This window comes from Paenibacillus sp. PCH8, from assembly GCF_002968835.1.
In the GTDB taxonomy this organism is placed as follows: Bacteria; Bacillota; Bacilli; order Paenibacillales; family Paenibacillaceae; genus Paenibacillus.
This window is the reverse complement of sequence record NZ_PKQK01000001.1, coordinates 259639-285220: the sequence shown is the minus strand read 5'-3', so window position 1 is coordinate 285220 and position 25582 is coordinate 259639. Positions and strand designations below refer to the sequence as shown.

The following is a 25582-nucleotide window of genomic DNA, read 5'->3' as shown; positions in this document are numbered from 1 at the left end:
GGTAGCTCTTTTTGTATGAATGTTTAGATTCGTTTATCATCACGAGTTACCATGGTAGGATTACGCAACAGTTCTGGCAAAGCATGTAGCACATGCATACGTTCCAGAGCGCCCTCCATATTCCAGTGCTGTCCTACGTGAGATACTTTCCCGTTACACACCGCAGGGAGATCACGCCAATAGGGGCTTTCCATCCAACTCCTCTCGCGCTCATAAGAGGTAGGGTCATCGACGTACCCATCTCTGGTTGCAGAAATAATAAAAATACGATCGCCCACATAACGCTCAAGATCTCTCTCTTCAATAGAAATGAAAGCCTCGCCTTGCTCTATACATGCCGCAACTTCAAGAGAAGGACTGAATCCATTGGCATGATACAGTGTGTTTGGAAGACCTTGAGAGGCCATGACATAGAGTCTGTCGTCATTATCGTAGACAAGAACTGTGGCAGTTTCGCCGGGGACGAATGCGTCTTTGCATACCTCCCACATATATTCGACCATAGCGTCATAGCGGATCAACCAATGTTCTGCTTCGTGTTCTTTGCCGAAAATTTGGCCCAGGGTCCGCAAGCGGCTACCCAATGTTTGATCACGATCCAACACAATAGTTGGAGCAATGGTATTCATTTCATCCAGGGAGATACCATAGTAATTGCCGACGAGAATAAGGTCGGGCTTCAGCTTTCGAATCTCCTCAGGCTTGGGGGGAAGCTGATTTCGGTTGTGTTTTCCAATGGAGTGGTATCGATGAATTGACCCAATAGACTCTTTGGACTGCCGACTGGAAACAGATTCAGAACAATTAAGTCACTTACGGTATTGCGATCCAGATATACAATACGTGATTTGTCCTTGGGGAGTTGTAATAGCCTTCCTGTAGAGTCACGGAAAAGAATGTCCTGTTCCCTGTCGCTTTGTTTATGCATCGCTGCATACTCCCGAGGGGGCAACCCGGTTTTCTGACGAAAACGTCTGACAAAGTAATAATGATCATTGAATCCAACCAGATGGGCAATGGATTCAATGGTTTCTTCTGTCTGTAAAAGCAATTCCTTGGCCCGATTCAAGCGAATTTCGGTTAAGTACTCAATCGGGGTTTTGTCTGTCAGTGAGCGGAACAGCTCATTGTATTGCCATAAGGAGACCCCGGATATATTGGATAGTTCCTGAACTTTAATTTTCTTGGCGTAGTGTTCCTGCAAATAGATAAGGGTGCGTTTAACGGCATCTCTGGCATTTTCCAAAGTTGGAACTTTCGTATTCTGTTCAGAGAGAGACAGTATCAGCATATGAAACATGGGTTGATAGGCGTTGCTTTCTGCTTTGTTGATATAGGGGCGCTGACGAATCATATCTTGAATAATGTTGTGCACGCTGGAATAGGAACGATCTGATCGCAACGTACTTCCATCAAAGGTAGGACTTGTGTCAAACCAGACGGCCGAATCCTGAACTTTGATTACATGAAAAGAAAACATATAGATGGCGAACGGCTCATCATCCTGCCTGGCTAGTACAATGTTGCCTCCAGGTCGAATATAAAAACATTGTCCTCCAATGGCAGCAAGAGTCTCTTCCCCCAGATCCAACCTGAAGTTTCCCGAAACGACGATGAGGAGACGATGCTCTTGCGAAGGCATGATACTAACGGGTTCCTCCATAAAATCAATCTCGCTAAGCGAGTAGACTTCATGTTCCTGATCTGTATGTAATAGAAGCTTCATGCCATAATCCCCTTACTAATTGATAACGATTCTCATGAATTAGCATAGTGTAAATGCACTCTTTTTTCAACCAATTCATAGAGAAGATAGGACGTAACTTGGTAGTATACCTGCTAAGTATTGTCTGAAAAGCCCTTGAATTGTCCATTGATGTGCCCATGCGGGATCGTTACTATAGGTAGAAGATAGTGATAATGATTATCATTAAAACAGAGCGAATGGGGAGAGCGTCATGTATAGTGTTAAACGTTGGGGTTGGTCTGTTGGTGCGGTTCTGGTATTGAGTATCGGTCTGAGTGCCTGCAGCAGCAATGAGGGTACTTTGGTAAATGGGGGAACAACGCAGCAGACAGCCTTAAAAGAAACGGAAGCCGCTGCGGAGAAACCGGTAACCAAAGAGTACGTGGATTATCTGGGACGTAAGGTAGAGATTCCAACTGATCCGCAGAGGATCGTCTATTATGATAATAAAACCTTTGGGGACATGCTTGTACTTGGAGAAGATGCAGTTGGTCAGGATAGTCGGTTCGAATCGATATATCAGGATCAAGTCAAGGACATTGAAGATCTTGGAGCGCCGCTGAATCTGGAAAAGCTGGTTGAGCTTGAGCCAGATCTGATCATTACAGGTCTTCACGCTCAAGGGGAGGAGTTGGATCAGATTGCGAAAGTGGCGCCGACGGTCGGAATCGACGTAGATGCTTCATTGGAGCAGCGCCTGCCTGTACTTGGTCTCCTGGTGAATAAGGAGGCAGAGGCACAGCAATGGCTGGCCGATTATGATGCGAAATCGAAGCAAGCCTGGAATGCGTTCAAACAGAGTGCGAACATCGGTCCGGATGAGACAGCAACGATATTTTTAAATACAAATCGTACGTTGTATGTTATGACGACAGGGCTGGCTGCAGATGTATACTCACCTTATGGACTCGATATACCGGATGAGGTGAAAAAGGTAACGATTGATGAAGAAATGCCATGGGCTCAAATATCACTTGAGAGTCTGCCGTCGTTTGCCGGGGATCACGTATTTTTGATGGCAGCTGGGGCAGGGGAAGATTCCGCTGAGAATGACGAGCTGATGAAGTCAGCCATATGGAAGGACCTTCCTGCAGTTAAGAGTGGTCAAGTGTATGTAGTGGAGCAAAAGTGGAATAAACGTGATGCCTACACGATGCATGAATTTTTGAATGAACTGCCTGCCATGATGAAGCAGCAATAGTTCGTTAATAAGTAGTAGAGTTGAGAGAGCCTCCTGTTGAAGGAGGTTCTTTTTGTTCTATTGTTTTACTCCACACCTTGAAATGGCTCAGCCATTACAATCAGACTTCACCTCATCTGACTGCCATATTCATTAAAGGGGTTATCCTATACCTATAGGTGTAGTGAATCCGTTTCCTCACAATCCATATTGTATTTCTGTGGTACATCTCGTACAATTTGGTGAAGCAATTCTGCATTGCGTTAATGTGAATGTGAAAAGGGGAGAATCGTTTGGAATCGAAGCAACTATCTAGAGGGCTAAAACCTCGCCATGTAGAGCTTATTGCACTCGGAGGTACAATCGGTGTTGGCTTGTTCATGGGATCGGCGAGCACGATCAAATGGGCAGGTCCATCGGTGCTGCTGGCCTATCTACTGGCCGGAATCGTTATCTTTTTTGTGATGCGTATTATGGGGGAAATGTTAATTCAGGAGCCGGTGACCGGTTCGTTTGCCACATTTGCTCACAAATATATCAGTCCGCTTGCCGGATTTCTGACCGCCTGGAGTTACTGGTTCCTGTGGGTTACGGTCGGTATGGCGGAAGTTACGGCGATCGGCATCTATGTCGGGTATTGGTTCCCGGATATTCCGCAGTGGCTACCAGCCCTCGCTGGTGTGCTCATTATTGCGGCGGCGAATCTGGCAGCCGTGAAGTTCTATGGAGAATTTGAATTCTGGTTTGCCATGATTAAGGTGGTTGCCATAGTAGCGATGATCGTGATCGGAACGGGTCTCATTTTCTTCGGATGGGGGAATGGGGGTCAGGCGATTGGTCTGTCGAATCTGTTCAGCCATGGTGGTTTCTTTCCAGGAGGTATCAAAGGGTTCCTCTTCGCGCTATGTATCGTTACGGCTGCATATCAGGGCGTTGAGATGGTCGGTATTACGGCAGGCGAAGCGGAGAATCCCAAGCACACGCTACGTAAAGCAATCAAAAACATCGTGTGGCGTATTCTTATTTTCTACGTCGGCGCCATTTTTGTTATCGTAACCCTGTATCCTTGGAATGAAGTGGGCGAGACGGGCAGCCCGTTTGTGCTCACCTTTGCCAAAGTCGGCATTGTTGCCGCAGCTGGCATTATCAACTTCGTGGTGCTCACAGCGGCTATGTCGGGATGCAACAGCGGAATCTACAGTGCAGGACGTATGTTATATACGCTGGCGGAGAATGGGCAGGCACCTGCCTTTTTCAAGAAGCTGTCCAAAGGCGGGGTTCCTCGCAACAGTATTGTCATTACGATTTCGTTGCTGTTAATCGGGGTTGTGCTGAACTATCTGATGCCGGACTCCAAGCTATTCCTGTACATCTACAGCGCAAGTGTTCTTCCGGGTATGGTTCCGTGGTTCGCACTGGCGTTCAGCCAGTTCAGGTTCAGAAAACGCTGGGGCCACGAGATGGCGGATCATAACTTCAAGTCGAAATGGTTCCCGATCAGCAATTACATCATTATTGTGTATCTGATTCTCGTCATCATCGGTATGGCGTTTAACCCGGATACGCGCTTGCCTCTGATTGTTGGAGCTACGTTTATGGCCATCGTGGTGGCTGGATATTTCGCATTTGGTATTGGAAAGAGACAACGGATAGATGGCGGCGAAGATCGCTAGTCTCATATTCCAGAGTCAATATATAACGTAATTTCATACGTGCATTCCTTGAATACATTGGAGAACCTGCGGGTGATTCAGCGTCATTCAGGGAGTGCATTTTTTGATCCGCAAAATTCACTGCAACGAGGTTGGCATCAATTGCAGTCAGCTTCGTTTAAATTCCGTCCATCTCGGTTACAAAGGAAAGAGTGCAACAAGTATGAAAACAACTTCTGATAATTAATTTAATATTTACATGATAACGAAGAGCGCAGAAATAACCTGAAGAAACGGAGTGCTCGCCTAAAAGCTTTCTGCAAGAAAGCTACATCGGAAGCATACGCTGTTCCCGGATTTCCCCATTAAATAAGGGAGAGAAAAAAATCTGGGGATAACAGCGATCGGAAGGTTATTCTGTGATCGTAGTGATCACTGTAAATAACCAAGGAGGAAATGAACATGGCCAATCAAGACCAGCACACGATGCAAGATCCAACGACACAATATCCGAAGGCTACACCGGAGTGGAAACAGCAACAGGATGAGCCGGGGCTCCAGCGCGAGATGACTCCTGTTCCCGATGCGGGTGAGAAAAGTTATAAAGGCAGCGGACGTTTAACAGGTCGCAAAGCTGTCGTGACCGGAGCTGACAGCGGCATTGGCCGGGCGGCAGCGATTGCATTTGCCCGTGAAGGGGCTGATGTCGTTCTGGCATATCTGCCGGAAGAGGAAGCAGATGCACAGGAAGTCGTTAAGCTGATTGAGGAAGCTGGGCGTAAAGCGATCACGATGCCAGGGGATCTGAAGGATGAGAAATATTGCGAAGAACTCATTGAATCGGCGGTAAAAGAACTTGGCGGCATTGATATCTTGGCTAACGTGGCGGGCAAACAACAGTTTGTCGAGCAGATCGCGGATCTGACCACCGAGCAATTCGATGCGACGTTCAAAACGAATGTCTATTCCATGTTTTGGCTCTGCAAAGCAGCTGTGAAGCACATGAAGCCGGGCAGTTCCATTATCAACACATCATCGATACAGGCGTACAAGCCTTCGCCGATTCTGCTGGATTATGCGACAACGAAGGCATCGATTAACACGTTCAGTAAAGCGCTGGCCCAACAGGTGGGAAGCAAAGGAATTCGTGTCAACGTGGTTGCACCAGGCCCGGTATGGACACCGCTTCAGGTCGTGGGTGGACAACCAGTCGAGAAGCTCGCTGACTTTGGCTCCAATACACCACTTGGCCGTGCTGGACAACCTGCCGAAATGGCGCCAGCCTTTGTGTTCCTCGCGAGCCAGGAATCCAGCTATGTGAGCGGCGAGACACTGAATGCGAACGGCGGTACGGTTAGTCCGTAATAAAGTTAAGATTTTCTGTTAAATATAATGATCGTGAAAGAGGGTACTGCCTCCCATTTGGGGAGAGAGTATCCTCTTTCACGATCATTATCATCCGGGAATAAAATTATTTTACATAATGAAAGCGTTCTTATATAAAATGAGATAATTACATGGTAATATATTCAAGAAAAAGATCCAGGATTCCAGCTCTAAAGTACGTTGCTTATACAATAAACATCGCTCAGATCACTATGTTATGCCCAGTAATTGAAGGAGGAATTCTGGAATGTCCAAGAATGTACTTAAACTAGGTGACCCTGTCATAAGCACGTACACATCATATGGGACGTTAACATCCATTATGAACGAAGAGTTGTGGCCATGGATCTTCAATAATTTTATACAGATCAGGTATGCCTATGATTGGGGCATTTTCTCGTTTGATTCCCATCAGTATCTGTTAGGGACCTGTCCAGGGATTTCCTTTTACAACCTGCCACAAGAAATGGTGATCAGCAAATGGGGTACATCACTTAAAGATGTTATTACCGAAGCCATAGATATGGGGTATTATCTATACATTTATGCAGACAGATACTATATTGCCAGTACAGACTATTATCAAAGAGAACATCTCATGCATGAAGTGCTGGTATATGGCTATGACCTTGATCGTAATTTGATATACATTGCTGACAATCTGGAAGATGGAAAATTTGTACAAGTAACCTGTGCCTTAGATGAACTTGAGGAAGGCTACTGGACCATGTCCGATGAGTACAGTTTTTGGACAGAGGTGCGATTTCTCAAACCAATCGAGAATATTAATTATGGGATTTATGTGGATCAGATTATATCAGGGATGGAGAACTATCTTAACTCCAGTGAAACATTTAATCTAATTCGAGATCAGGAATACGATTTTGGAATGCAAGCCATTCAACGCATTTTTACTGAAATTGAGAATTCGGCCTTGGCTGGAGAAGCGTTGGATTCACGGGTCTTTCATCTCCTGTATGAACATAAGTTACTTATGGAGTTACGTTTAACCTATTTAATGGAGAAAGCATATATGGAGCCGGATGTATCCTTTGTGGAATTAAGTACCCAATTGAAACAGGACTACTTCAAATTAAGAAATATAGTCCTTAAATATAATATAACGCGTGACGCACGTACACTCGGTAAGATAAGTGAGAGGTTACAAGAGAATCTTACGAAAGAGAAAGCATTTATTACATCGTTTATTCTCAGATTACAACGGGGTAAAACACGGGTTTGAAAAGCCATTCAAGCTTGATCATAATAATCAAAGTCCCCTCATGCCTGTAATTAGGGCAAAAGGGGACTTGTTGTTATGAGTCTGTATTATTTTTGATCTGGCTTGGGTTCCAGAATGGCGTAGCTTCCGAGTAGGTGAAGCGAAACGGAGAACCACTCGGAGCTGGAATACGCAGATCTATTTGATATTTACCCGTGACTGTAAGCGTTACCGTGATATAATGAGTGAAGTTGTATACAAGTTATCTAAAACGTTTTCCTAATGGAAATTGATTACCCGAAAGAGAGGTTAAGTGATGATCAGAGCAACAGAAGACAATCAATATATTGAATTGACAAGTCCGACAAGCCTGCCGAAGGCATCGGGATTCCTCTGGAATGAGAAGATGATGATCCATATGAATTGCCGGGGATATGCTGTGGCACAATTCATGCAGCCCGAGCCTGCCAAATATTCATATGCGCCCAACCTGGAAGCAAAGACGTTTATGCAGCCGGAGCAGCCATACTATGCCCACCATCCGGGACGGTTTATATACATTAAAGATGAAGTAAGTGGCGAAATGTTCTCAGCCCCGTATGAACCAGTCCGCAAGCAAGCGGACAGCTATACGTTCTCTGTAGGTAAACACGACATTCATTGGAAAGTGATCCAGGACGACATTTGCATCGAGATGTCTCTGCGCTTGCCGAAGAAAGATGTGATGGAGCTGTGGCGTGTGAAGGTGACGAACCTGTCTTCCCGGAAACGCAAGCTGAGTATCTATCCGTATTATACGGTGGGCTATATGTCCTGGATGAATCAGTCCGGTTCATATGTCGAAAATTTGCAGGGCATTGTCTGCTCGGCGATCACGCCTTATCAGAAATATCAGGATTATAGCAAAGTCAAAAACTATAGCGACAAAACCTATCTGCTCGCAGAACAGAAGCCTACATCATGGGAAGTGAATCATGAGAACTTCGAAGGTGAAGGTGGTCTTCATGCTCCTTCCGGTCTTCAATCGGAGACACTAGCTGGTGGAGATGCGCGGTACGAGACACCTGTGGCTGTGCTGCAATACAGGTTGGAGCTGGAAGCCGGAGCCGACCAAGAATACCGATTTATCTTTGGCCCAGCTCATGATGAGGCAGAGATTGAACGTATTCGCCAGCATTACTTTGTGAAGAAGAATACACAGGGCCAGGATGGTTTTACCGCTGCCGAGCAGGAATATGCGGATTATATTGCGGAAGGACAAGGAAATATTCAGATTGAGACACCGGATGCCTGGCTGGATAATGTGGTGAATCATTGGCTACCTCGCCAGATGTATTACCATGGCAAAACCAATCGCCTTTCGACCGATCCGCAGACACGGAATTATCTGCAGGATAACATGGGCATGAGTTACATTCAGCCACAGGTTGCGCGGGCTGCGTTCCTGACCGCTCTGTCTCAACAGCATATTAGCGGCGCTATGCCGGACGGTATTATTTTGCACGCGGATGCCGAATTGAAATATATTAACCAGATTCCTCATACCGATCACTGTATCTGGCTTCCCGTCTGTATGAAGACCTATCTGGATGAAACGAATGATTACGACATTCTGGAGGAAGAAGTTACGTTTGCAGACAGTGAACAGAAAGCCTCTGTACTGGAACATATGAATCTTGCGATGCGTTGGTTGCTCCATGAGCGGGATGCTCGCGGATTGAACTACATTAATCAGGGTGATTGGTGTGATCCGATGAATATGGTGGGGTACAAAGGCGTAGGTGTATCCGGCTGGCTGACGATTGCAACAGCATATGCGTTCAATATATGGGCAGATATAGCTGAGCAGGCAGGGTATCTGGAGGTGACGAATGAGTTCCGTCAGGAGGCTGACCAGACCAACGCCGTAGCGAATGAATATCTGTGGGATGGCAACTGGTATGCCCGAGGCATTACGGATGATAACGTGGTATTCGGGGTAAGTAAGGATGTGGAGGGACGCATCTATATCAACCCTCAGAGCTGGGCACTCATGAGTGGTGCTGCGGATCAGGAGAAGCAGGAGAAATTAATTCGCTCCGTAGAGGAGCAATTGGAGACGCCATATGGTGTGGAGAAGCTGGCCCCTTCCTTCACAGCCATGCGCGAAGATGTGGGTCGTGTCACGCAGAAACATCCCGGAAGCGCAGAGAACGGGGCGGTGTATAATCACGCAGCGGCATTCTATATTTATGCGTTGTATCTCGTGGGAGAGAAGGAGAAGGCCTATCGATTGCTGCGTAAAATGATTCCGGGTCTCGATGTCGAGGATATTCTCCAGCGGGGTCAACTGCCCGTATTTATTCCGAATTATTATCGGGGAGCCTATCGTCAATTCCCTCGTACTGCCGGTCGCTCCAGTCATCTGTTCAACACCGGTACGGTGCCTTGGGTGTATCGTTGCCTGATCGACGGATTGTTCGGACTGCAAGGTCATGCGCAAGGACTTCAGGTTCGCCCGCAATTACCTGAAGACTGGAACGAAGCTTCGGTCACACGGTTGTTCCGCAGAGCTGAGCTCCAGGTCAACATGAAGAAGGATACATCTGTCCAGGCGATGGAGTTGCATGTTGACGGTCAACGGGTTGAAGGTGACATCATCAAGAATATACAGGCTGGCGTACAATATGAGGTGCTGGTGAAGCTGCCCTTGTAGAAAAGAGCACGCAGTAGATGCTCCATCGTGTGAAGAGTAGCTAAGCATCTCAGCATTTTGCATAATTCGATTCTACTCGCTCCCGGGTACAAGATATAAAGGAACAGATGCGTTTCGATCTATATCTTGCTGATTAAATGTCACTCTTTGGATTTATGCAAAATGCTCATATATAAAACTGCCTTTCCTCTATAGAAGGATGGCAGTTTTTTTGTTGTAGATCCTATTGATTAATCTGAATGTCAGAGTGAATATAATGAATGAATACCCAAGCTGGGCTTAATCAGCATTCGCTTCATTCTTTGACCCGATACCAATAGCTATAAATTTCCGAATAACCCAACTTGGCATAGAGCTTTATCGCAGGTGCATTATGGGCTACGACTTGCAGAAAACTGGACGTGGCTCCCTGTCTTTTTGCCCAATGAAGGAGATGCAAGATCATCTGTTCAGCAAGTCCCTGATTCCGGAAGTTAGCGTCTGTAATGATGTCATACAATCCGATATAGCCACGTTCAATTACACCGAACCCGCAAGCGACGACTTGCCCGTCAATCAACAGCGAGATGAAACCTACCTGTGTGCGAATGTTATGTAACATAAGTTTTGTCGTTTCCCGTTGCAGATCATTCACCTGATTTAGCCTGCAAAAGTGATCCAGCCATGCTGTTGTCAACTGTTCGTCAATCTGTACAGCATGCTGCACAGGCTCTTGGATATCATCCAGCATCCGAGTTTGGACCTGCGTCAGATCCACAACGGTATACCCTTTGTCCTGCAAAAGCTGGTCGAGATGATCTGGCTGAATGAACGGCGTAATTTTGAATATCGTACTTAACTGATTCGAAGCATAGATACGCTCACATTCCTCAATCTTTTCATGCACATCCAGAGTCGAGTAGTGGATGGGTTGAATGGAGTTCGCGCGTTTGGTAATCCCTTTGGCAAAACGCAGCACCCAGCCGTCATATAGTAAGGTGGACAAGGGCTGCCAATGGTTGAGTGACAGCTCTTCAATGGTTTTGTATTCTATATCCGTTGTATGCGTCATATCAATCCTCCAATTTCTCGATTAAATAATAATACATATTAATGCATAATAATACAATAAAAACATATATATTGCCCAACAGTATGCATTCTAGTCGGATATGGTATACAATTTGATTTGACTGAAAGAATGTATATATCTTTTACACATTAACGGAGAGGACAGAAATAACCTGAAGAAGCGAAGCTAAAAGCTTTCTGAAAGAAAGCTACTTCGGAAGCATACACCTCGCCTTTATCCACGGATTTTTCCTTGTAAAAAAGGAATCAAAAAAATCTGGGGATAACAGCGATCAGAAGGTTGTTCTGTCATCGGAGTGCCAGAAGCGGAGCGCATGATGTTAACGATAGAGATGCAGAACCATAGTATTACATGTCATATTGAATACGGTAAACGTAAGAAAGTTTCCATCACGATGGATCTGCCTTACATGGTAACGATCAAAGCACCCAATGGTACCAGTGAAGACATGATCCGGCAACTTGTGGAGCAGCACGGGGATGTGATTTTGAAGAAATCAGTTCTGATGCAGCGGGCACTTGATGGTCCTCAAGCCAAGGAATACGAAGATGAGGGCAGGGGGAAGTTTCTGCTTTTTGGCAAGGAGCACGCACTACATGAATTAATTCCTGTAGAAGGGCTTACAGAAGAAGAGCTGCGGGCGAATCTGAAGAAATTTTATTTTGCCCAGTGTAAACGCATGATCGGTGAGCGCATCGGTCGCTACCAGCAGGAGTTGAAAGTGAAGCCCAAGTCAGTAGAGATCGTGGATTCCCCAACCAAGTGGGGCAGTTGCAGTTGGGACAAAAAGCTTACGTTCAATTATCGCCTGGCGATGGCGCCACTGGAAGTGATGGATTATGTCATCATTCATGAATTGTGCCATATTCACCACATGAATCATGACCGCTCCTTCTGGCGGCGAATCGGCAGTATCATGCCGGACTATAAGGCTAAAGAGGATTATTTGATGCGTAACGGCCGGGCCATGACGTTGTAATTTCAGGACTAAGCTTGTACTTGGATACGCCATATCCCTCCATTATCATCCATAAAATCCGCGAAAGTCCCACGGTTACAGTGTGCGTCTTCGCGGATTTTTGTTGTGTCTCGGTATCAGGAATAAGATACTTGAACACCGTATTGTGTGAAAAATTGAGTGACTGCATCCATGTCCATTCGGTGATCGAACAAGTGCTCAGGATAATAGATGCCTGGAGCCATAGGCTCATCCGTAGACATCAGGAGTAAATTTTCGGCTTGCACCGCAGCGCCAAGCGCGGTCATATGGGTCTGCCCGAGTGGATCGGATACGGTCATCTTTCGTTCCACCACGTTACCATTCGTATCCATGCCTTTCAATTGAATAACCAAGTGATGAGCGCTCCCGGTTCCCGGATTATATAATAATTTCCGCCGGAAAGGTTTGAATCGTTCCCCACTGATCATCTTCCATATACCGATTTTGACCAGTCCCGTGAGTGCATAGGTAGATACTTTACTATCAAATGAAATGCGGAAGCTGGCGGAATCGATATGGCTGGTTTGAGGCAAAGTGACATGATCAGGAGTATCCAGTCTGTAACATGGGGTCGTGTACCCGTTTGGAAATTGTACTTTAACCGGATCAGTCATGGGATAGACGAGTCGGCTCGTATTGGATTCAGTCACATGAAAAGGAACGCTCATCCGATCCATAAAGGCTGCTGAATCAGGGCCTGCCTTATCCTGTAGCGACCATAGGGCATGAATGTTTACTTCAACATGTTGCAGGGATTTCGAGAGCATCATCGCAAAGAGGGAAGCCGTTCCCGCCATCCACCCGGAAGACAACACTATCGGGGCATTAAGCTCTTCGGAATCTACCGTGCGAATGGCTTGCTGGAACACCTCAGTCCAACGCGTTATATCAATGAGCGGAATTTTCCTGCGCACTGCGGATACCAACAGTCGATCATCCAGATCGTTCACGGCATTAATGATTAACGTTATATTTTCTCCTGCGTGAATCAGTGGATCGTCTGCATGGGTATCAACAACCACCGTGTGGACACGGTTGGATGGAAAAGGTGCTGCTTTACCCGCAGAACGCCCTCCCAGCACCAATTCCAGATCAGGATGCCTGTCATGCAAAATGCGGGCAATCTGTGCCCCTACAGCACCATAGCCTCCAGCGATAAGAACTCTTTTTCTAATCATGTGATGAACCTCCGTTGATATGTTTATGTACTTATATGTTTAAACAATTGAACGTAATAGTGTGAAGAAAAGGAATGCGGTTCACCAGCACGGTATGCGCTAGCTCCGACATTCCACTTCTACGAGATGAACGAGCTGTTTAAGTAATTCGATCGCATCGTTGAACTCCAGCTTGTAATACATCTCCGTACCCTTTTTCTGAACCGATAGCAGCCCGGATTGACGCAATATTTTCAAGTGATGAGAGACCGTAGGGCGTGACATGGGGACATGCTCTGCAATCTGAGATACGTTCATGCTATCTCGATCGATGAGCAGCGATATGATCCGCTGGCGAACGGGATCTCCCAGACCTTGAAGATAAGGGCTTAGATTTTCGAAGATGTTAATGACTTTTTGGTTACCTATCGAATCGTTCATGGCTCACTCCGTTATAATGTTTAATTGTTTAAACGTATTATAAGTCTTATATGCCATCAAAATCAAATTTAATATTCAAGTCGTATGAAAATAGCTGTTCCGCTAGTACATTTGGAGTACAATAAAAGCAAATATACCCGTACCACGAATCTATTTCTGTATCTGTGGTGGAAGGAGTCCATGATGGCTGAGAGTAACCATTACTCTGTGCTGGTCGATGAATATATCTCGGCGTGTGCACCCGATGTTCAGGTAAGATTGCAAACATTAAGACAGATTATTCGGGAATCGGCCCCACAGGCCGAAGAGAAGATCAGTTACAAGATGCCCACGTATGCACAGCATGGGAATCTGGTTCATTTTGCCGCGTACCAGCATCATATTGGGTTTTACCCTGCTCCCAGTGGAATTCTGGCGTTCAAGGAGGAACTCTCCAAGTACAAAGGGGCAAAGGGATCAGTCCAGTTTCCACTGGATCAGCCATTGCCTAAGGATCTAATTCGCCGGATTGTGGAGTATCGGGTGAAAGAAAATGTGGAAATCGCGCTGGAAAAGAAACGCAAAAAGGGAGCAACGAAGTAAACAGATCTCGTATCATACGAAAAGCTCATATCATAAACCAAAAAACAGTCGGATGCTTGCATTCCGACTGTTTTTATTTTTGGGTTTTACTGCGGTCGTTACGTCGTTTTACTGTAGTGTATTCCTATTCTCATGCTTCGTTTCTATTCGAAGTAATACGTGATATCTGAATTACTTGCTGTAGGGATGTAGTACATAAAGCTAGGGTCTACTTGTAAGTAGATGGTCAGATCGGACACGCCCAGATTACGAAGCGATAGGCTGAACCGACCGTTAGCGTCCAGCTTTACCGTTTCAGTGCGAATATGTTTTTCTTCAGGTGAAGGGCCATGAATCTGGAAAGAGAACGTTTGGCCCGCATAAGCCGTGAGTGTTCCACGTACGTTCAGTGTACGATCCGCTGTATATTCGAACTGAACCAGATGATTATCCGGGTAATTTTCGTTCCCGGTATCCGGTTCTTGCGGTTCTGTCCCAGGGTCCTGCGGATCGGGCACAGGCTCTTGAGAAGAAGGGCTAACCGAGAAGAATCGTGTCTGATACGAAATTTCTGCTTTGGATCCGTCCTTCTTCTTCAGACCGGTAATCCGCACGTCGAACGTGTCACCTGCCTTCAGGGATTTCAAGTTATCCGGGCGGAAAATGACAGCGTAGTTATATCCGTAACCATCGGAATTGACGTTGAAAAATGATTTGGATGGGTCGCTGCCGTTCGCATTTTTTGCTCCCAATACCCAAGTCTTCTGATCGGTTGTACGAATAATCTCCACCTGTACTTCGGTATTGGAAGGCTTCGCGAACACGTCCGGATTCAGCTGTGCAGACCAGGCTTGTGAAACATGGAATGCCTCGACAGGGAATGCCCCGTTGTTGGGGTACGAGTTGTAATTATAATTGAGTTTTCCTGAGCGGCTGGTATCCATAACCTGCATGGTGCTGAAATGACTCGCATAGTTTATGTTGTCGCGTGATGCAACGCCGAAGCCGACCTTCTTCAGTTGAGGACTCAAAATCCAGCGGCGGTGACCCAGCACAGCGATGTTGCTTGCGTCCGAGTCGTCCATGTAAGCTTCAACACTTTTGACGGCCAGATTCCCTGTAGCAGTATAGGAAGCGTACAGGTTGGAGCTTGAAGTGGACTTCGCACCCAGATCAAAAAAGTCCTTCGCCATGTCTGCGGGTCGAGCCGGGAAATGGGTCAATTCTCCGGTGGCAACAACAACTGCACCGTGTTGAGCCTGACGATTAAGCGCAGGGTCCAGCACAAGATCTCCATCCAGACCGGAGAGATAACGGTAGAAGTTGGCTGCACGCAGAGCTTGTTCCAGCGATGTATCACTTACTACGCCAGCCATGTAAGGCGCATGAGTGGAAGGCTGTTGTTGAAACGTAACGGGCTGATCTTTGTCGCTCATCCATTGCATCCATTTGTAGTTGATCTCTTGCTCGCTTCGCTCAGGCAACAGACTGTCGACAGGTGCTGCAGAGATTTGCTGCGTTCCAAGCAGCATAACCAACATACCGGCCAGAGGAATAGCCAATAACGAGCGGATGTACCTTTTCTGATTCTGAATAAACATGTTCCATCTCCTTCTGGTTATAAAGTATTAATATTATGTATCCAATGTAGTTTATCGACAATAAAGGGATTATTAGTTAGTCGCTTGAATGAATTTGTTATATGGTATTCAGCGATTTTTCAGCCAGAGCCCTTATAATACTCACGGAATCCTGTATTCGAAAAGGAGTTTTGGCATGTCTAAGATGCTGCATAAATCGCTATATCTCATCCTGCTCGGGTTGATTGCATTGTTTATCGCTTCATCCTTGTTTCTTCGAGCGCAGTACAACTATGCCTTGTATGGAGACAACCCTATCCTGGACATGCAGCAATGGAGTGTTTTTCTCCCGCTGATTCTATTGTTGCTTGGTTCAGGTGTCGGTTTATATGCTCTCTGTATGAAGCTGAACAAGTACAGCCCGAAGGTTATTATTCCTGTCGTGCTGTTATGTTCGCTGGCAATTCAGGTCATCATCATCTTCGTATTTCCGAGAGTACCAACGGATGATTCTCAGACCGTTCTCTCGATTGCGATGAACATGCTCTATAACCAAGACTACTCCTCGTTTGAAACGGGTGGTTATCTGCACATGTTTCCGTTCAACTACTCCATTGTGTTGTATTTACAGACCTTGCTGTACCTGTTTCCGGACAATTATCTGGTCATCAAACTATTTAATATTTTGTTTTCAACGGTAACCACGTTCATGATCTATCTCATCTATAAACAGATGAATTACAAGTCCACCGAACGTGATTACGGTGTATTGATCTTTGCAGCAACGTACCTGCCTTCTTTGTTCCTGAACAACCTGATCTATAACGATGTGATTGCCACCGCATTTCTGACGTCTTGTCTATACTTTTTGATTCGGTTCGTACGTGAGAAGTCATGGAAAGCAATCATGTTGGCCGCGATTTTCCTGGCGATAGGCAACTACTTCCGAAGCATCGGCGTGATTGTGTTGATTGCCGCTATTCTCTATATCCTGCTAAATATGCGGAGCATCGGTGTTAAGAAAGTCATCATTTCTATTGGTGTACTGGCTATGTTATTTAATGTACCAAACTGGACTCAGAATGCGGCTCTACAATCCACGGGTGCAGTAAACGAACCTGTTGGTGAGAATGCGGCACCCGTCTATATGTGGCTGAACATGGGGATTAATCTGGAGCGCTTTGGGTTCTGGGACAATATGGAGAGCTATCAGATCTATCAGAGACAGGCAGGCCACAATAAGGCAGATAGCACAGAATTGTTCAAACAAAAGATTAGCAGCAAGCTATCAGAAGCAAGTGCCCGTGACTTGGTGCAGATGTATTACAAAAAGATCATATGGACCTGGACTGAGGGAACATACCAAATGGACCGATATGGAATCGGCAATGAAAGTAACTCGGGTACAGGAAGAGGAAGGGGAGGCGGAGGCGGAATCGCTGGCTCCTACAGTTATACCAATGCGGTAACAGATCTGTTTCAGGGGGACTCCGTTTACCGGACGGACTTACTCTGGATCGTATATGTGATGAATTTCTTGATGTACTGCTTTATTTTCATCCGCTTGGTGAATGGAGTTCGTCGTCAGCGGTATGATGAAGTTTCATTGATTCTGGTCATTCTCGGATTCATCGGATTTTATATCCTGTGGGAGATTAAGTCCAGATACATCTACCCTGTGTATCCACTGCTGATCGTGCTGTCCTATATGGGGTTCAAAGATACGTATGATTTCATATTCCACCGTAAAGGTACCTTGAAGAGATAATCCCTGAGAAAATGGTGATCATATGCAAAAAAATATTGAGTTCACATCGGTTACGCTGGTCCTGCTGCTGGGATGCTCGGTTATGCTTGCGGGCTGCGATGTCATTACCGCCCAGAACATTACCAACACTGGCTCTGCGCAAGGTATGAATGGTGGCGGCATGCCAAATGGTGGTGGCCTGGGGATCAACGGAGGAACACCTAGAGGCGAAAGGGGTGGCACGGGCATGAATGACCGAACAGGCAGTCCGGACATGATGCAGGGGATGACTGCCGACATGACAGGCAGAGTGATCTCCCTGAATGGAACCACAATCACGGTTGCATTGCTTGAAATGCAGACGAATGCATCCGCAAGTGCCAGTAACCAAACGCAGCAGGGGAATTCTCCGAGTAGAAGCATGGAGATGACGGATACGGGAGTCGAAGTGAAATTGACCATCCCCGAAGATGCAGTCATCATGGAAGTCATGGGGATGGATATTCCTGGCAACTCCAGTGCCAACGCGAATTCGTCTATGCAATGGTCTGATCTGAAGAAAGAAGACATTGTCATGGTTTGGTACAAAGACAACACCAAGACGGTTGAACGGATAGTAGTATTGCAGTAAACGATGATTGAACATCATCATATTGTAATTGCTTACATTTATTTTATGGAGTATCATGGAAATAACTGGTTTATCGAAGGGAGTGAGCGTCATGAAACGGCGGTCTAAGATGGTATGTACTATTACTACAATGAAGGTAAGAATGAACTGAATAATTCCGGCGGATTATCAGGCGTAGGGCAAAGCACGTTTTGTTTATCCATTCCGTTCTGAACTCTGCCGATATATAGGGATATCACTGCTCATTTTTTCTGGCGTATGCGAGGCTTATTTGCTTGTGCAAATTTGTGAATTTCTCATACATTCAGAATTTTTTCAAAGCCGCAGGAATAACCTGCGGCTTTTTGCGCGCCAAAATAGGTATATGTACACTCACAAGAAAGCCCATTACATGATTAAGAAGGAGAACTGCCCATGTTAAAATTAAAATATTTATTTCAAAATACGGACCTTGCCGAGATGATCCTGAAGAACTGGAATTATGATACAGAATCACTGGATATGTTTCAGTTCTATCGCATATCTTCCAATGCCATATATCCATTTCGCGATCAGGGTGAAGTTCGATTGCTTCGTTTTGCCCCGGTAGAGGAAAAGAATTCAATTAATCTTGGCGCGGAGCTGGAGTTTCTCCGGTACCTTCAAGCCAATCAATATGGAGCTATGGAAGCTGTGCCATCCAACGCAGGAACAGAACTTATGAAGGCACATACGCCATGGGGAACGTATTATGCCTCCGTATTCAAGCGGGTACCTGGAGCGCAGCTGGGTACCCTGGATCTGGATGATTCCATCGTATACAGCTATGGTCAGGCACTGGGCCAGCTGCATCATTTATCAAAAGCATTCACATCGGAGAAGGGCAAACGCTGGACGTATACGGATGTTTTAAGTTGGATGCAAGAGGTGCTGAAGGACTTTCCGACAGAGACGTCTGCCCAGAACGAGGTGGAGTTTCTCCGAACGTATTTTGCGACTTGGCCGATGACAGTGCAGAATTTCGGACTCATCCACTACGATTTTGAGCTGGATAATGTCTTCTATGATGCAAAGAGCCAGTCTTGTTATGTCATTGATTTTGATGACGCCATGTACCACTGGTATGCAATGGATGTGGAGCAGAGTCTGGACAGTCTGCGTGAGGAGATTCAACCGGAGCAATGGGAGCAGAAGAAAAGGATGTTCTTGAACGGGTACTGGTCCGAGGCAGGAGAACGCTATAACATGGAAAACATGTTCCCGGTTTGTCGACGTTTTGCCAACTTGTACGGATATGTACGTGTGCTTCGTTCAACTGCAGAGCAATTTTTACATGAGCCGGAATGGATGAGTGCATTAAGAGCAAGGCTGGATGAAGCCATGGCAGCAAATTCCAAGCCATTTGGGAAGGGGATTGGAAGCGGAAGATTCTGAATCTCTTAGCACACCCAGTCTTGTTTAATGAGCACTGAAGTTTACATTTTACATCATTTGGTCCCGTGATTAGAGGCAGTTCCTCTGAATCAATCACGGGGCTTTTCATATGGATCGAACTTTACCGAATATTGAAACGGAAGTGGATATCTTGTAGAAAGATTGGGTGGGACTTTCATTGTTTTGATATGAATTACAGTCATTTGATGTCGTAATATGCAATTAAATGTTAAAAAAACAAATAAAATAATGATTGATTATATTGGTATGGGATGATAAATTGTAATTAACTTATTTTAGGATAAAATATATATAAAGGAGAATTAGATGGGAAATGTATGCGTCGATCTGCATCCTTTAACTGAGCATCAACAAAGAATATGGTATATGGAGATGTTATATCCGAATTCAGACTTGTGGATGGTTACAGCAAAGATGAGCATACCGGGATCGATTGATTTCAATTTGCTAGAGAGGTCAATTAACACAGTTTTGAAGTATAAGGAACTGCTTCGAGCCCGAATTATACTGGATCAAGGTCAGAATAAACAGTATATCCAACCGTATGAGTATAGATCACTCCAGCATATTCATGAAGGACCAAGCTTGACTGATGTGACATGGACTCAATATGTAGATAACCACCCCATCCATGTGCACAGTGAAAATCTATGTCAGTTCTACACGTACGAGGGTCATGGACAATACGGATACATCATTCAGGTTCACCATATCATCTGTGATGGTCTGGGGTTAATCCAGTTGACGAATGAGATTACGGAAGTCTATCATGCGGGGCTGAAGAATAGCGATCTAGGCAAGGTAAATAATGCGATTAACGAATTTGAAAGTTATGTACATAGTGAACAACAATATCTCGCTTCCAAACGCTATGCGAAAGATCAGGCATTTTGGAGAGAGAAGTTTCATACCATTCCCGAATGTATGGAACTGAAACCGCACAATCCCCTTCTAACTCACACCGCAGCCAGAAGAAAAACGATGAATATGGAACATTCCATGTATGTACGTTTGAAAGAGTTCTGTCGTCAGAAGAATGTAAGCGTATTCACATTTTTTCTCTCAACTCTAGCTATTCTGCTAAATAAACTCACTCACCAAACCGATTTGGTTGTTGGAACCAACTATGCGAACCGCACGAGTAAAACAGATAAAGACATGATTGGCATGTTTGTTACGACTATACCTGTCAGGATGCAGGTAGAACCTGCTGAATCTGTGTTAACCTTGCTGGAACGCATTTCCAATGAACAGAAAGAAATATTGCGTCATCAGAAATATCCTTATAATCAGCTGATCCGTGAATTGAGAGAGTCGCTCTCGTTACCGGAGCTGAACAGACTGTTCGGCACATCTTTGGTATACCGTCCAGAACGATTTGACAAGATGCAAGGACATCATATCGACTTCGATAACAAGTTTAACGGACACGAGATGAATGATCTTCTTATCAATATAATTGAGAAAATGAATGAGAATCGAATTATTTTTCAGATAGATTATCGGACCCAGTTGTTCAGTGAAACGTTCATAGACCATCTGCTTGATCAGTTTCTTGCGGTTACAGAGACGATTCTGGAGCATTCCGAACATCGAATTGAAGAGATTAGCATTGTAACGGAAGCTGATAAACAATTGATGCTAACCGAGTTTAATGATACCGTGGCGGCGTACCCGAGCGATAAAACCGTCATTCAGTTGTTTGAAGAACAGGTGAAGGCTACCCCTCAACATATAGCGCTGATCTTGGGGGATAAGGAGATGAACTATGAACAGCTGAATGCCAGAGCTAACGGCTTGGCTACAGCATTGATCAGCAGAGGAGTCAAGCAGCGGGAACTGGTGGGCATTATTGCATCCCACAGTATGGAGATGGTTATAGCGATCCTGGCTGTTATGAAGGCAGGATGTGCCTATATTCCGATTGATCCCGAGTATCCCGATGAACGAATTCAACATATTTTGAAAGATTCTCAAGTCAGGTTTGTCCTGGTGGACCGGCCGATTGATTCATCAGACAGTACAGCAGTCATTCATATGCTTGAGGATCACGGCGAGCAGTTGTTACCAGATAACTTGAATTTAACCATAGATATGAATGATCTGGCATATGTCATATACACATCAGGGTCAACAGGAGCACCGAAGGGTGTATTAGTGGAACATAAGGGATTGACGAACTATATCTGGTGGGCGAGTCAGACCTATGTTACTGATGGGAAAACTACGTTTTCACTATATTCATCGATCGCATTTGATCTTACAGTCACCTCGATCTTCACACCTTTAATTACGGGTAATACCATGATCATCTACACTTCATCTCATAACAAGGCGTTGATTGCTGACGTTGTCATGGACCCACGAGTGGACTTGGTGAAGCTGACCCCGGCACACCTGCAATTAATTCAGGACATGAACATTATGGACCAATCCAATGTCAGAACATTTATTGTGGGTGGTGATAATCTGAGTGCCTCGCTGGCTGAGAGCATTACCCGGCAAAGTAGGAATACCCTCACCATTTTCAATGAATATGGACCGACAGAGACGGTGGTGGGCTGCATGATCTACACCTACGATCCGAATGTCGATCAGGCGGAATATGTGCCCATTGGCAGACCTATTCAGAACACTTCCATCTACGTGCTTGATCAATCTCTTCAATACGTTCCTGTCGGGGTTCAGGGTGAACTGTTGGTTGGCGGAGACGGAGTGACCAGAGGGTATCTTAACCAACCCGAATTGACTGGGCGGAAATACGTTGATCACCCTGATCATGCAGGAGAGCGATTGTACCGGACAGGTGATCTATGCAGGTTGAGGGAAGACGGTCAGATGGAATACCTCGGAAGAATGGATGACCAAGTGAAGATTCGAGGGTATCGAATAGAACTGGGGGAGGTCAAGGCAGCCTTCTTGAAGATAAAAGGAGTCCGGGATGCTGCTGTAAGCGTCAGGACCGATCCGCAATCTCGTCAGTTATATGCTCATTACGTAAGCGATGCACATGTAACCCGGAGAATGATTCGTGATTCCCTGATATCTCTGTTGCCGGAGTATATGGTCCCCACACATCTGATCAAGGTGTCTTCGATTCCACTTACGATTAATGGCAAGATTGATTACAAGGCATTATCGATAGAGAAGTCGCAATTGGATGAAGAGAGTCCGTATGTTGCCCCGAGTTCAGTTCTGGAACAGAAGTTATCTGCCATCTGGTCGGAGATTCTGGGTCTGTCAGAGGTGGGTGTGACAGACCATTTCTACGAACGGGGTGGTGATTCCCTTAAATTGATACAGATCTATACAAGGCTGTCCGAGATGGGTTTTAATTTTTCGATTAACGATATGTTTAACTTCCCTACAATTAGATCTTTAAGTTCATATCTGGATCAGGTTATAGAAGGAAAGGAAGGCACGGTGAGTATGAAGGACATCGCAGTCAAGAGATCGAAAGCGGATGTATTGAATGGAATTATGGACAAGCCAATCCTCCAGTCTACAGATATTCCCCAAGTTGATCCGGCACTCAAAGGTGTAATGTCATTCAATCAGGAATCCCTGTGGCTGGTTGAACAATATGAAGGGAAAAGCACCAAGTATAACATCCCCGGACATATTATTTTTGAGGGTGTGTTTTCGGATGAAGCGTATATCTACGCACTGAATCAGATTGTGAAACGGCATGAGGTATTGAGAACGTATTTTGTGGTTGAGAACGACACACCGATGCAGCGAATCAGGCCTTACGAGCCTTTTGAAATAAAGATCCAATATTCGCTGAAGGATGATTCCACAGCCAGCCTGAAGCGCGTGATTGAAGAAGAATCCAAACGCCAGTTTAACCTGGAATCCGGGCCGATGTACTATTTTGGATTGTACCAGATCCATGAACATAAATATTTTGCCTATTTTAATTTACATCACATCATCTTCGATGGCTGGTCTAATGAGATTCTGATGGGCGAACTGGGACTGTTCTATAACGCTTATCTACAGGGAGAGAATCCAGCAACAGAGACGTTGCCTATTCAATATTCAGACTATTCTTATTGGCAAAAAGGGAAATGGCTATCTGCTGAATTCCCGACATTACTGGATTATTGGAACAAGCAACTAAAGAGTACGGACAATCGAGCTGTGAAAGTATTGCCGTATGACCGGGAGCCAACGCTACACACCAGTGATACCGGAGAAATACTATTTGCGGAGATTCCAATTCAAACCATCGAGATGATCAAGAAGGCCGGTATGAAAAACAATGCCAGTCTGTACATTACGATGCTTACCGCCTATAAGATATTGTTGTACTTTTACTCCGGGGAAACGGAAATTGTGGTAGGCACACCTGTAGCCAATCGGAATCGTGCCGAAGTCCAGAAATTGATCGGGTATTTCTCCAATAGTCTTGCTCTGAAGACCGAAATCGACCCGCAACAGTCCATAGATGCTCAGATCGTTTCAGTCAGAAATACAGTGTTTGAAGCGTTTGATCATCAGGAGATGCCTTTTGGTAAGCTGATCGAACTGTTGAATCCGGATCGTACTTCCGGGCTGACGCCTTTCTTCCAGACGTGGTTTGTACTTGATGTCAAAAATGCTTATAACATCGAAGGGCTGAATATTGCCCAGAATGAAATTATATGGGGACACAGTGGGAAGAGCAAGTGGGATCTGACATTAAATCTCATTGAGGCTGACCATGCAATGAATGCAGTGGTTGAATACAAAACGGAGTTGTTTGGTAAATCCACTATGAAAAGATTGCTGCATGATTATACGGCTGTAGTGAACCTGATTGCAGCGGACTCTTCACGAACTCTTCAGGCTGTACGCCATGACTGGGAGGTGATGGTTCACGAGTACAAGATGGTCTTGCTAAACAGCAGTAAAAGCAAAAAGAAATTCAATAAAATCAAATCGTAGGAGGCATAAACATGAAGAAGAAATTTGATAAAGGTGCTCAGATGGTCATTCAGAAAGAAATCGTAAAGCAATCATTTATAGAGGAAGGTCAAGAACTGCCACTCGTAATCAAACCGAATGTGGCCGGGCTGGATTTGAATCAATGGTATCTCAACAATAAGGATAAGGTGGAAGAGAACATTCTGAAGTATGGCGGCGTTCTGTTCAGAGGTTTTGACACCACCACACCAGAGAGCTTTTACGGATTTATTGATATAAGCTGCCCCGAGCCTCTCAGCTATAAAGAAGGAGCAACACCCAGAACTCAAGTACAGGGCAAGGTGTACACGTCAACAGAATTTCCGAATGAGGAGACCATTGCACCACATAATGAATTGTCCTACGTCATGACGTGGCCCAAAAAAATCTGGTTTTCCAGTATCGTCGTCGCCGATGAAGGAGGAGAAACGCCTATTGTGGATGTACGGAAAGTATATAACCTCATTGATTCGGATATTCGGGACGTTTTTGCAGAGAAAGGCTGGATGCTGGTTCGAAACTACGGCAACGGATTCGGGCAGACATGGCAATACGTGTTCCATACGGAGTCCAAGGAAGAAGTCGAGCAATATTGCCTGGACAACAACATGTCTTTCCACTGGAATGAGGATGGAACCCTGACAACCAAGCAAGTAAGACCGGCCATTACCATCCATCCTGATACGAATGAGAACCTGTGGTTTAATCATATTGCCTTCTGGCATAGCAGCAGTCTGAACGAGGAAGTCCGTAACCTGATGCTGGAGGAATTTGGAGAGAGCGGCTTGCCATATCAGACGTATTATGGAGATGGAAGTTCAATTGATGCGGATGTGGCTGCCCATATTCGTCAGGCTTATGCTGATGCAACGATTGCCTTTCCATGGCAAGAGGGAGATATTCTCATGCTGGACAATATGCTGGTGGCGCACGCACGGAACCCGTATCAGGGAGATCGAAAAGTATTGGTAGCCATGGGAGAACCTGTGAGTCGTGAAGCCGCAATTCTATCGTGAGGAAATTATACTAAATAAAATGAACTTCATATTTACACGATAACGGAGAGGACAGAAATAATTTGAAGAAGCGAAGCGTTCGCCTTTATCCCCGGATTTTCCCTTTAGAGAAGG

18 protein-coding genes are annotated in these 25582 nt (G+C 45.3%); 12 read left to right on the top strand and 6 right to left on the bottom strand.

Annotated features, from left to right (window positions below; all coding sequences use genetic code 11):
- Positions 1 to 23: 23 nt before the first annotated feature.
- Both C0Q44_RS01155 and C0Q44_RS01150 read right to left on the bottom strand, forming a co-directional pair.
- The gene (locus tag C0Q44_RS01155) at positions 24 to 644 is read right to left on the bottom strand and encodes a TroA family protein (RefSeq protein WP_374955083.1); all 621 of its coding nucleotides are present in this window, start codon (positions 642 to 644) and stop codon (positions 24 to 26) included.
- 35 nt (positions 645 to 679) lie between these two features.
- A complete protein-coding gene (locus C0Q44_RS01150) occupies positions 680 to 1726 on the bottom strand; it encodes a helix-turn-helix domain-containing protein (protein WP_105405685.1) in 1047 nt (348 codons plus the stop codon).
- 232 nt (positions 1727 to 1958) lie between these two features.
- Between C0Q44_RS01150 and C0Q44_RS01145 the strand changes: the two genes are divergently transcribed.
- The 5 genes from C0Q44_RS01145 (at position 1959) to C0Q44_RS01125 (ending at position 9882) form a co-directional block, all read left to right on the top strand.
- On the top strand, positions 1959 to 2948 hold the full coding sequence (locus tag C0Q44_RS01145) for an ABC transporter substrate-binding protein (RefSeq protein WP_105405684.1): 990 nt from the start codon (positions 1959 to 1961) through the stop codon (positions 2946 to 2948).
- Between the two features lie 272 nt (positions 2949 to 3220).
- On the top strand, positions 3221 to 4600 hold the full coding sequence (locus C0Q44_RS01140) for an amino acid permease (RefSeq protein WP_105405683.1): 1380 nt from the start codon (positions 3221 to 3223) through the stop codon (positions 4598 to 4600).
- 441 nt (positions 4601 to 5041) lie between these two features.
- Positions 5042 to 5944, top strand: coding sequence for an SDR family oxidoreductase (locus tag C0Q44_RS01135; protein WP_017690578.1), 903 nt, complete (start codon positions 5042 to 5044; stop codon positions 5942 to 5944).
- 268 nt (positions 5945 to 6212) lie between these two features.
- Entirely contained in the window at positions 6213 to 7208 is a 996-nt protein-coding gene (locus C0Q44_RS01130; protein WP_105405682.1) for a cysteine peptidase family C39 domain-containing protein, read from the top strand.
- 295 nt (positions 7209 to 7503) lie between these two features.
- On the top strand, positions 7504 to 9882 hold the full coding sequence (locus C0Q44_RS01125) for a GH36-type glycosyl hydrolase domain-containing protein (protein ID WP_105405681.1): 2379 nt from the start codon (positions 7504 to 7506) through the stop codon (positions 9880 to 9882).
- A gap of 295 nt (positions 9883 to 10177) precedes the next feature.
- Here C0Q44_RS01125 and C0Q44_RS01120 read toward each other — a convergent pair whose 3' ends face one another.
- The gene (locus tag C0Q44_RS01120) at positions 10178 to 10933 is read right to left on the bottom strand and encodes a GNAT family N-acetyltransferase (RefSeq protein WP_105405680.1); all 756 of its coding nucleotides are present in this window, start codon (positions 10931 to 10933) and stop codon (positions 10178 to 10180) included.
- 334 nt (positions 10934 to 11267) lie between these two features.
- Between C0Q44_RS01120 and C0Q44_RS01115 the strand changes: the two genes are divergently transcribed.
- Positions 11268 to 11933 carry a M48 family metallopeptidase gene (locus C0Q44_RS01115; RefSeq protein ID WP_181150969.1) on the top strand — a complete coding sequence of 222 codons (666 nt, stop codon included), beginning with the start codon at positions 11268 to 11270 and terminating at the stop codon, positions 11931 to 11933.
- Positions 11934 to 12049: 116 nt separating this feature from the next.
- Here the strand turns inward: C0Q44_RS01115 and C0Q44_RS01110 are convergent, their stop codons facing one another.
- Positions 12050 to 13132 carry a saccharopine dehydrogenase gene (locus C0Q44_RS01110; protein WP_105405679.1) on the bottom strand — a complete coding sequence of 361 codons (1083 nt, stop codon included), beginning with the start codon at positions 13130 to 13132 and terminating at the stop codon, positions 12050 to 12052.
- Positions 13133 to 13231: 99 nt separating this feature from the next.
- Positions 13232 to 13552 carry an ArsR/SmtB family transcription factor gene (locus tag C0Q44_RS01105; protein WP_105405678.1) on the bottom strand — a complete coding sequence of 107 codons (321 nt, stop codon included), beginning with the start codon at positions 13550 to 13552 and terminating at the stop codon, positions 13232 to 13234.
- A gap of 183 nt (positions 13553 to 13735) precedes the next feature.
- Here C0Q44_RS01105 and C0Q44_RS01100 point away from each other — a divergent pair, with 183 nt between their 5' ends.
- Positions 13736 to 14134 (top strand): iron chaperone, encoded by a 399-nt coding sequence (locus tag C0Q44_RS01100; RefSeq protein ID WP_105405677.1) that lies wholly within the window; start codon positions 13736 to 13738, stop codon positions 14132 to 14134.
- A 143-nt stretch (positions 14135 to 14277) separates the two neighbouring features.
- On the opposite strand, the gene C0Q44_RS01095 is transcribed toward C0Q44_RS01100, so the two are convergent.
- Positions 14278 to 15714, bottom strand: a complete 1437-nt coding sequence (locus tag C0Q44_RS01095) for a CAP domain-containing protein (protein WP_105405676.1) — start codon at positions 15712 to 15714, stop codon at positions 14278 to 14280.
- A gap of 175 nt (positions 15715 to 15889) precedes the next feature.
- On the opposite strand from C0Q44_RS01095, the gene C0Q44_RS01090 reads away from it, so the two are divergent.
- The 5 genes from C0Q44_RS01090 (at position 15890) to C0Q44_RS01070 (ending at position 25468) form a co-directional block, all read left to right on the top strand.
- The gene (locus C0Q44_RS01090; RefSeq protein ID WP_105405675.1) at positions 15890 to 17461 is read left to right on the top strand and encodes a glycosyltransferase family 39 protein; all 1572 of its coding nucleotides are present in this window, start codon (positions 15890 to 15892) and stop codon (positions 17459 to 17461) included.
- 22 nt (positions 17462 to 17483) lie between these two features.
- Entirely contained in the window at positions 17484 to 18071 is a 588-nt protein-coding gene (locus C0Q44_RS01085; protein ID WP_105405674.1) for a hypothetical protein, read from the top strand.
- Positions 18072 to 18485: 414 nt separating this feature from the next.
- On the top strand, positions 18486 to 19484 hold the full coding sequence (locus C0Q44_RS01080) for a phosphotransferase enzyme family protein (protein WP_105405673.1): 999 nt from the start codon (positions 18486 to 18488) through the stop codon (positions 19482 to 19484).
- Between the two features lie 327 nt (positions 19485 to 19811).
- Positions 19812 to 24434: a non-ribosomal peptide synthetase gene (locus C0Q44_RS01075; protein ID WP_105405672.1), complete on the top strand. Its 4623-nt coding sequence runs from the start codon at positions 19812 to 19814 to the stop codon at positions 24432 to 24434.
- An 11-nt stretch (positions 24435 to 24445) separates the two neighbouring features.
- On the top strand, positions 24446 to 25468 hold the full coding sequence (locus C0Q44_RS01070) for a TauD/TfdA family dioxygenase (RefSeq protein WP_105405671.1): 1023 nt from the start codon (positions 24446 to 24448) through the stop codon (positions 25466 to 25468).
- The last annotated feature ends 114 nt before the right edge of the window (positions 25469 to 25582 follow it).